This window comes from Nostoc sp. CHAB 5836, assembly GCF_020829445.1.
Lineage (GTDB): Bacteria > Cyanobacteriota > Cyanobacteriia > Cyanobacteriales > Nostocaceae > Nostoc.
Map to the genome: position 1 here is coordinate 1 of NZ_JAIVFV010000267.1, position 6,494 is coordinate 6,494.

At 44.2% G+C, this 6,494-nt stretch carries 5 protein-coding genes and 2 pseudogenes; 3 read left to right on the forward strand and 4 right to left on the reverse strand.

The window, feature by feature from the left end; all coding sequences use genetic code 11:
* Window positions 1–192: pseudogene (locus tag LC605_RS30315) on the forward strand (RNA-guided endonuclease TnpB family protein); the annotation flags it as partial.
* 101 nt (window positions 193–293) lie between these two features.
* Here the strand turns inward: LC605_RS30315 and kdpA are convergent.
* Both kdpA and LC605_RS30325 read right to left on the reverse strand, forming a co-directional pair.
* Window positions 294–1,979, reverse strand: a complete 1,686-nt coding sequence (gene kdpA / locus LC605_RS30320) for a potassium-transporting ATPase subunit KdpA (protein ID WP_229551133.1) — start codon at window positions 1,977–1,979, stop codon at window positions 294–296.
* A 1,113-nt stretch (window positions 1,980–3,092) separates the two neighbouring features.
* Window positions 3,093–3,941 (reverse strand): thermonuclease family protein, encoded by an 849-nt coding sequence (locus LC605_RS30325; protein ID WP_229551134.1) that lies wholly within the window; start codon window positions 3,939–3,941, stop codon window positions 3,093–3,095.
* 294 nt (window positions 3,942–4,235) lie between these two features.
* Between LC605_RS30325 and LC605_RS30330 the strand changes: the two genes are divergently transcribed.
* Window positions 4,236–5,312, forward strand: coding sequence for a sensor histidine kinase KdpD (locus tag LC605_RS30330; protein ID WP_229551135.1), 1,077 nt, complete (start codon window positions 4,236–4,238; stop codon window positions 5,310–5,312).
* Here LC605_RS30330 and LC605_RS30335 read toward each other — a convergent pair.
* Window positions 5,253–5,432 (reverse strand): hypothetical protein, encoded by a 180-nt coding sequence (locus LC605_RS30335; RefSeq protein ID WP_229551136.1) that lies wholly within the window; start codon window positions 5,430–5,432, stop codon window positions 5,253–5,255. The two genes, LC605_RS30330 and LC605_RS30335, sit on opposite strands and share 60 nt — an antisense overlap.
* A gap of 7 nt (window positions 5,433–5,439) precedes the next feature.
* Between LC605_RS30335 and LC605_RS30340 the strand changes: the two genes are divergently transcribed.
* Window positions 5,440–6,114 carry a response regulator transcription factor gene (locus LC605_RS30340; RefSeq protein ID WP_229551137.1) on the forward strand — a complete coding sequence of 225 codons (675 nt, stop codon included), beginning with the start codon at window positions 5,440–5,442 and terminating at the stop codon, window positions 6,112–6,114.
* A gap of 90 nt (window positions 6,115–6,204) precedes the next feature.
* On the opposite strand, the pseudogene LC605_RS30345 reads toward LC605_RS30340, so the two are convergent.
* Window positions 6,205–6,494, reverse strand: a pseudogene (locus tag LC605_RS30345) (HNH endonuclease); the annotation flags it as partial.

Sequence of the window (6,494 nt, forward strand, 5' to 3'; positions counted from 1 at the left end):
CATCATGACAGGGATGGGAATGCCGCGCAGAACATTAGAGCAGAGGGTATCAGAATAATAAAGGCGGAAGGTTCAGCCGTCTCTGCTGTAGGAGGGGAGGTAAGTCCTACTCTTGGACGAAAGTCTAAGTTTAGGCACTCCCCCTTGATTACAGAAGCCCCAACTTCAGCCGTACTCGGCAAGTTGGGGTAGTTCACTTCCAAATTTATAACTCCAAACTCCCAACTCCAAACTCCCAACTCCTAACCCCTAACCCCTAACTCCTAACTCCTAACTCCTAACTCCTAACTTTTCTAACTGCCAGATGCTAGCTTTAAACCCTCAGCTATGGGGCCTAAAGCTAGAACGGGAAAGAAAGTCAATACTCCCAAAACCAGTGTCACTCCAGCCGTGATCCCGGTAAATACTAGAGAATCAGTTCTCAGGGTACCAGGGGTTTCGGGGACTGCTTGTTTGCCAGACATCCCGTCAGCTAAGAGCAGGATGGCAATTATCGGAATGTAGCGTCCTCCGATTAAGCTAACTAAAGTACTCAAGTTCCACCACAGGGTGTTATCCCTCAACCCCTCTAAGCCGGAGCCATTATTTGCGGCGGCTGAGGCGTATTCATAAACTACTTGGGAAATTCCATGATAGCCAGAGTTGCTAATTCCAGATAATGAGATGGGATAAGCCAAAGCGATCGCACTGGGAATTAAAACTAGAATGGGGTGAATCAACAGCACCACGCTGGCAAGGACGATTTCTCGCTTTTCAATTTTGCGTCCTAAAAACTCTGGGGTGCGTCCTGCCATTAGTCCAGTTAGGAACACTGTGAGAATTAAGTAAATAAATAAGTAAGCTGTTCCAGTTCCCTGACCACCCCAAATAACCTGGATAAACAAGTTGAAGAGAGTCGAAAATATTCCTTGGGGCATCAAAGAATCGTGCATCCCGTTCACAGCACCAGACATAGTAGCAGTAGTCATCACTGCCCAAAAAGCTGTTTGTGCCCAGCCAAATCGAACTTCTTTACCCTCTAAATTGGGCTGTTCTAATCCGAAGGCGGTATTAACAAGGGGATTACCTTGCAGTTCTCCCACGGCTGTCACTCCCACCAGAACTACAAAAATCGCAAACACCATCCAAAAAAGTAGCCAAGCTTGTTTGATGTTGTTGGCAAATATACCGTAGGTGTAAATCAAAGCTGCTGGGATAGAAATCATGGCGATCATTTCGATCAAGTTAGAGGCGCCATTGGGATTTTCAAAGGGATGTGCTGAGTTTACGCCAAAAAAGCCGCCGCCGTTCTCGCCCAAAAGTTTGATCATTTCAAAGGATGCCACTGGGCCTCTGGCAAGATATTGCGTCCCGCCTTCTAAGGTTCTCACATCTAGAGTCCCAGCTAATGTTTGTGGTACACCTGCGACAAGTAAGGCGATCGCCCCAATAATCGAAATTGGCAGCAATATTCGCGTAATTCCACGGACGAGATCGACGTAAAAGTTGCCCAGTTTTCTACCCGTTAACCCGCGAATAAAGGCAATTCCCACGGCTAACCCGGTAGCTGCGGAGGTGAACATTAAAAAGCCTAAAGCAGCCACCTGGCTAAAATAGCTTAAAGTTGTCTCACCAGCATAGTGTTGTTGGTCGGTGTTCGTCACAAATGAAATCGTTGTGTGCAGCAATACATCCCAGGTGATAGCACCGAAGCCGTTAGGATTCCAGGGTAATAATCTCTGAAAATATATCAGCAAATACACGGTAATGCCCATGATGAGGTTGCTATATAGTACAGCCCGGATATACTGCGAACCTCTCATATCATCTTTTCTCCGAACACCCGCTAGTAGGAACATACTTCGTTCTATGGGGTTCATTAAAAAATCAAGCAGTGTTCTTTCTCCTAAGAAGACACACGCTATGTATTTTCCCAATAGCGGAGTGATTGCTATGACGATACACAGCGTTAAGCCAATTTGCAAAAAACCTTGTCCCATACATTTTGCGCTAAATTAAATTTAAGTGCTAAGTAAGTCGGCAAGAATAAACCAAGCTATATTACGAAACATAAATACACCTTAAACCGTTATAAATGACGAAGGACAAATGATAAATGACAGCTTTAGCCAGTTAGCTTTATTTACGTCGCTCTACTTATAGCGGTTCTCGGCAAGCGCGAAGTACAATCTTGACCTCTCTTCCTTTAAGGAGGGAGGCAATCAAATTATTCCCCCTTCCCGCAACGGGTTGGGGGTTAGGTCTATTTGCTCCCCCTGTACCTCACCAGATTGAAAATGGCTGTAGCAAGCCAATTCTTAGAAATAACAGATTAACTGTTGGAATATTTGACTTCGAGGGATTTACTATTTTACAGAGACTTGTTAAAGTTTTTGTTAAGAATATTTAACTTTTACTTTTAATTCCAGGGCTATATCATTCTAGACATAAACCACCCGGAACTGAAGTTCCGGGCTAATAACTAAAGTCCGTTAAAACGAACTTAGGACTTACGCAATAACTCTCTGAAACTCTTATTAGTTTGTGTCCTTCTCTTACGAGACGCTGCGCGAATGTGTCCTACCCTGCGGGAAGCCGCTTTGCGTCTATGCGGTTCGTTTTTTCATTATTTTGCGTAAGTCCTGGGACTATAACCTTTTCTCAGTAGTCTTTAGACTACTTTCGCGATTAACTCAAGTTGCGGGTTATCAAAATCTGGGTGCTTTTCATCCAGAAATTAGCGCGATCGCCCAATACACTTGGGTTAAGCATTTCCTCCTTCTCCTTCTCTCTGTGTTCTCTGCGCCTGGAGTGGTAGCCTGCGGCAAGCCGCAACTCTTACCAGACGCACTCGCGTTTGCGTCTACGTAAAAAAAAGAGTTTCAGCCCTTTTGTGAACCGTATTGCGCGATCGCCAATGAGAAATTGGTGGTAGCACGTAGCGCGACCACGATTTCGACTGCTTTGAAACAACGGTAAGTGAATGGTTTTGACTCTTTAGCGTTACAAAAGGTTACAATGTGTCCAATTTGCACGTACCCCGGCTGAACGCCGTATGGGTTTGAGGCTTAATTCTTGCTCAAAAATGTTTAACTTCCGTTAGAAAAAGGTTTTTATGCAAAGACAGAGGACGTAGTGATACTAGCAGCCAGACGCTCTAAGCGGACATCCGACTCAAACACCATCTCTTCAGGTTTATACAGCATTTTTATCTTGTTCCCATCCACTTTTAGCGTAGTAGAAAACTTAATCGAACGTTGATCAGGAATGGTAAAAAGCCGATCTTTTCCTCTGGATAACTCTCGAATAAACTCCTTAATTTTTTTATTGCGGTTAGATGGACGTTGATAAAACGATTGCAACCGCCGCCAAAGTTTAGGAAAGATAGGTGGTAAGGCTGAGAGGTCAGGAGGAATATCTACTTCAAATCCATCCATTGAGCGGTCAGCAGACCAAATTTCTCGATTTTCTGCTCGTGCCTCCTCAGTTGCAACCACCATCTCATCCCGCAACTCTTTATAAAGGGTTTCATAAAACATCGGGTAGACATGTCCCTCCTGGAGCAACCTGTAGTTGACGCTTTGACGCAGCATATCTGCTTGAAGTTCATCTCCTCTTCCGGTGTTGTTCCAATCTGGTGGCTCGCCAGTAAAGACAAAGCAAACAGGACGTCCATTGCCGTCAGCATTGTTAGATAGGATATATCCGGGTAACCTCGATTGACTGCCACCGAGTAATTGGATATTCCGTTTGGTTGCATTTGAGGAAAAGGGTTGAATTGCCGCTTTCTCAAGAGCATCTATACCTTCGTAGCGAAGCTGAACTTGTCCACCATTTTTGAATTCAATTCGCCCCTCTAATTTATCAAACAATGTATCATCCTCTGCCTGAAACCGAACTGAATCCCCATCGGGAACCCCACTGGTTGGTTCAAAAGTCCCTCGAATCAGCACAAACGGCATAATTTTGTCCTTATATTGAATTGAAAAGTTTAATAGATTAATCCAAGATACAATCAGGACGCATGTAATTTAAGTTTAATTGGAATTAGCGCACCATCACTGACGGAACCCACCCTTACTCATAGTGGGGTTGATCTTGGACGCTTTATACAACACGTCAGCGCGTCTGGGTATAATTCTTTCGTTAAACTGGGCTTTAAAAGAAAGCAACTTTAGTTTTAATTGATACTCCTAACCTCCTAACTCATGCCTTCTGGTAAATCATAAATAACGATATTAAGTCGATTATTGACCATGAAACAAGCTATAAATGAGCGTGGGAAGACTTATTGGCTAATAGCGATCGCCTTTGCGATCGTGATAGCCCTGGAATATTTGACACCACCTGAGTACGTATTTGGCTACCTCTACACAGGGACGATTTTGTTAGCAGATTCTCGATTGAATCGGGGAGCAGTTTTGGGGATCACTCTTGCAGCTACAGGATTAACATTATTGAATTTGTTTGTCCCAGGAGGAGAAAGAATTGATTCCCCGACGTTGGCAAATAGGTTGATTGCAGTGTTGGCGTTGGTGGTAACGGGTTGGTTAAGTGACCGCAACCACCGCAATGAAGAAGCGATCGCTTATACCCAAGCACAATTACGCTCCCAAGAACAACTAGCTACCATGCGTGAAGATTTTGTTTCTACCCTAACGCATGATTTAAAAACACCCCTATTAGGAGCAATTGAAACACTGAAATATTTTCAAAACGAGCAATTTGGTGAAATCACGCCCATGCAAGCAAAAGTGTTACAAACAATGGCTCGTAGTCATCGGAGTACACTGCAATTAGTCCAAACCCTTTTAGATGTGTACCGCAATGATGCCGAAGGGCTGAAACTACAGATATCACCAGTTAACTTGGTAACAGTGGCGGAGGAGATCATCGCTACCCTGACTGAACTAGCGAGAACACGTCAGGTTTATATTTCTCTGCACTATGGCGAATCAGATTTTCGGAGCTTTGTCTGGGTAAATGGCGATTCTTTGCAACTTGGGCGAGTCTTCACCAATCTCCTGAGTAATGGCATTAATCACACCCCTCGTGGCGGTAAAGTGGAAGTAGTATTTGAAGGTTATTCTAGCGATCAAGTGGTAAAAATACTCGATACTGGTTCCGGCATTACCGAAAAAGAGTTACCTCACTTATTTGAGAGGTTTTATCAAGGAAATAGCGATCGCCACGTCTTTGGATCTGGACTGGGGCTTTATTTGTCCAGGCAAATTATTGCAGCTCATGGGGGTAAAATTTGGGCAGAGAATCGCTCACCACGCGGCGCAGTGTTTGGTTTCCGACTTCCAACTTGTCCACCACCGGGGAGATGAGGGAGATGAGGGAGATGAGGGAGATGAGGGAGATGAGGGAGATGAGGAGGATAACCAATGACAAATGACCAATGACCAATGACCAATGACAAATGACCAATGACCAATGACAAATGACAAATGACAAATGACAAAAATCTTACTTGTTGAAGATGATGAACTGTTTCGGCTTGGTCTGTGGATGCGGTTGCAACAAGAAACCAGTTTGGAGATTGTCGCACAAGCAGAAGATGGGGAACAAGCTGTAGAATTAGCAAATCTCTACCCTCTGGATTTGGTCTTGCTGGATATAGGTTTACCGGGAATTGGCGGGATTGAGGCTTGTCGCCAAATCAAGCAGAAGCAGCCAAATTTACCAATTCTCGTTTTAACGTCTCGTTCTGAAAAACCCCTGATTTCGCGGTTAATTGCTGCCGGGGCCCAAGGTTATTGCCTTAAAGGTATTGCTGCTGAGTCTCTAATATTAGCAGTGCGATCGGTTGCAGCAGGCGCTTCTTGGTGGGATCAAACGGCAACAACAGAAATTAGAGCAGCTTTTGAGGGCAATTATATGGCAGTGCAGCCCGCAAAAACTGACGAAACCTCAGAAAATCCCTTAACAAAGCGGGAGCAAGAAATTTTGGCACTGGTAGCAGCTGGCAAAAGCAATCAAGAAATTGCTGAAATTCTCTACATTGCCCCTGGTACAGTGCGAGTTCATGTCCATGCTATTTTACAGAAACTAGAAGTACGCGATCGCACTCAAGCCGCAGTCTTAGCTATCCAAAAAGGATTGGTAGCACCAGAATTATTGATTAATTAGATTTATCACCAAAGTCCTCTCGCCGTGGAAGCCCCCGGATTTATCCGTGGGGGTAAGGCGTAGGCGATTTCAATCGCCGTCAGAATTTTTTCAAAAAGCATAACTGTATCCATCCTTTTTATGAATTGCTGAACAATATTTGTGGCTGATGCCCGATATTCTTCCCTTGCTTGTAGCGATATCGAAACTACCCGTGGCTCGACACAAAACACGTCCAAAATAAAGGCCTACTTTTTTGCCATTGGTGACAACCGCTTTGATAATGTCTCCTGTTTGAAAACCAAAATGTATTTTCTTTCTAGGTACGTGTCGATTTGGAAAACCGAACTTATCGGTTCTGCATGATTGCCTAGACCCGTGACCGTTAGCTGTAATCAACA

Coding starts and splice junctions, on each gene's coding strand:
- LC605_RS30340 (WP_229551137.1), top strand. CDS start 5,440: ATGACAAAAATCTTACTTGTTGAAGATGATGAACTGTTTCGGCTTGGT.
- kdpA (WP_229551133.1), bottom strand. CDS start 1,979: ATGGGACAAGGTTTTTTGCAAATTGGCTTAACGCTGTGTATCGTCATA.
- LC605_RS30330 (WP_229551135.1), top strand. CDS start 4,236: ATGAAACAAGCTATAAATGAGCGTGGGAAGACTTATTGGCTAATAGCG.
- LC605_RS30325 (WP_229551134.1), bottom strand. CDS start 3,941: ATGCCGTTTGTGCTGATTCGAGGGACTTTTGAACCAACCAGTGGGGTT.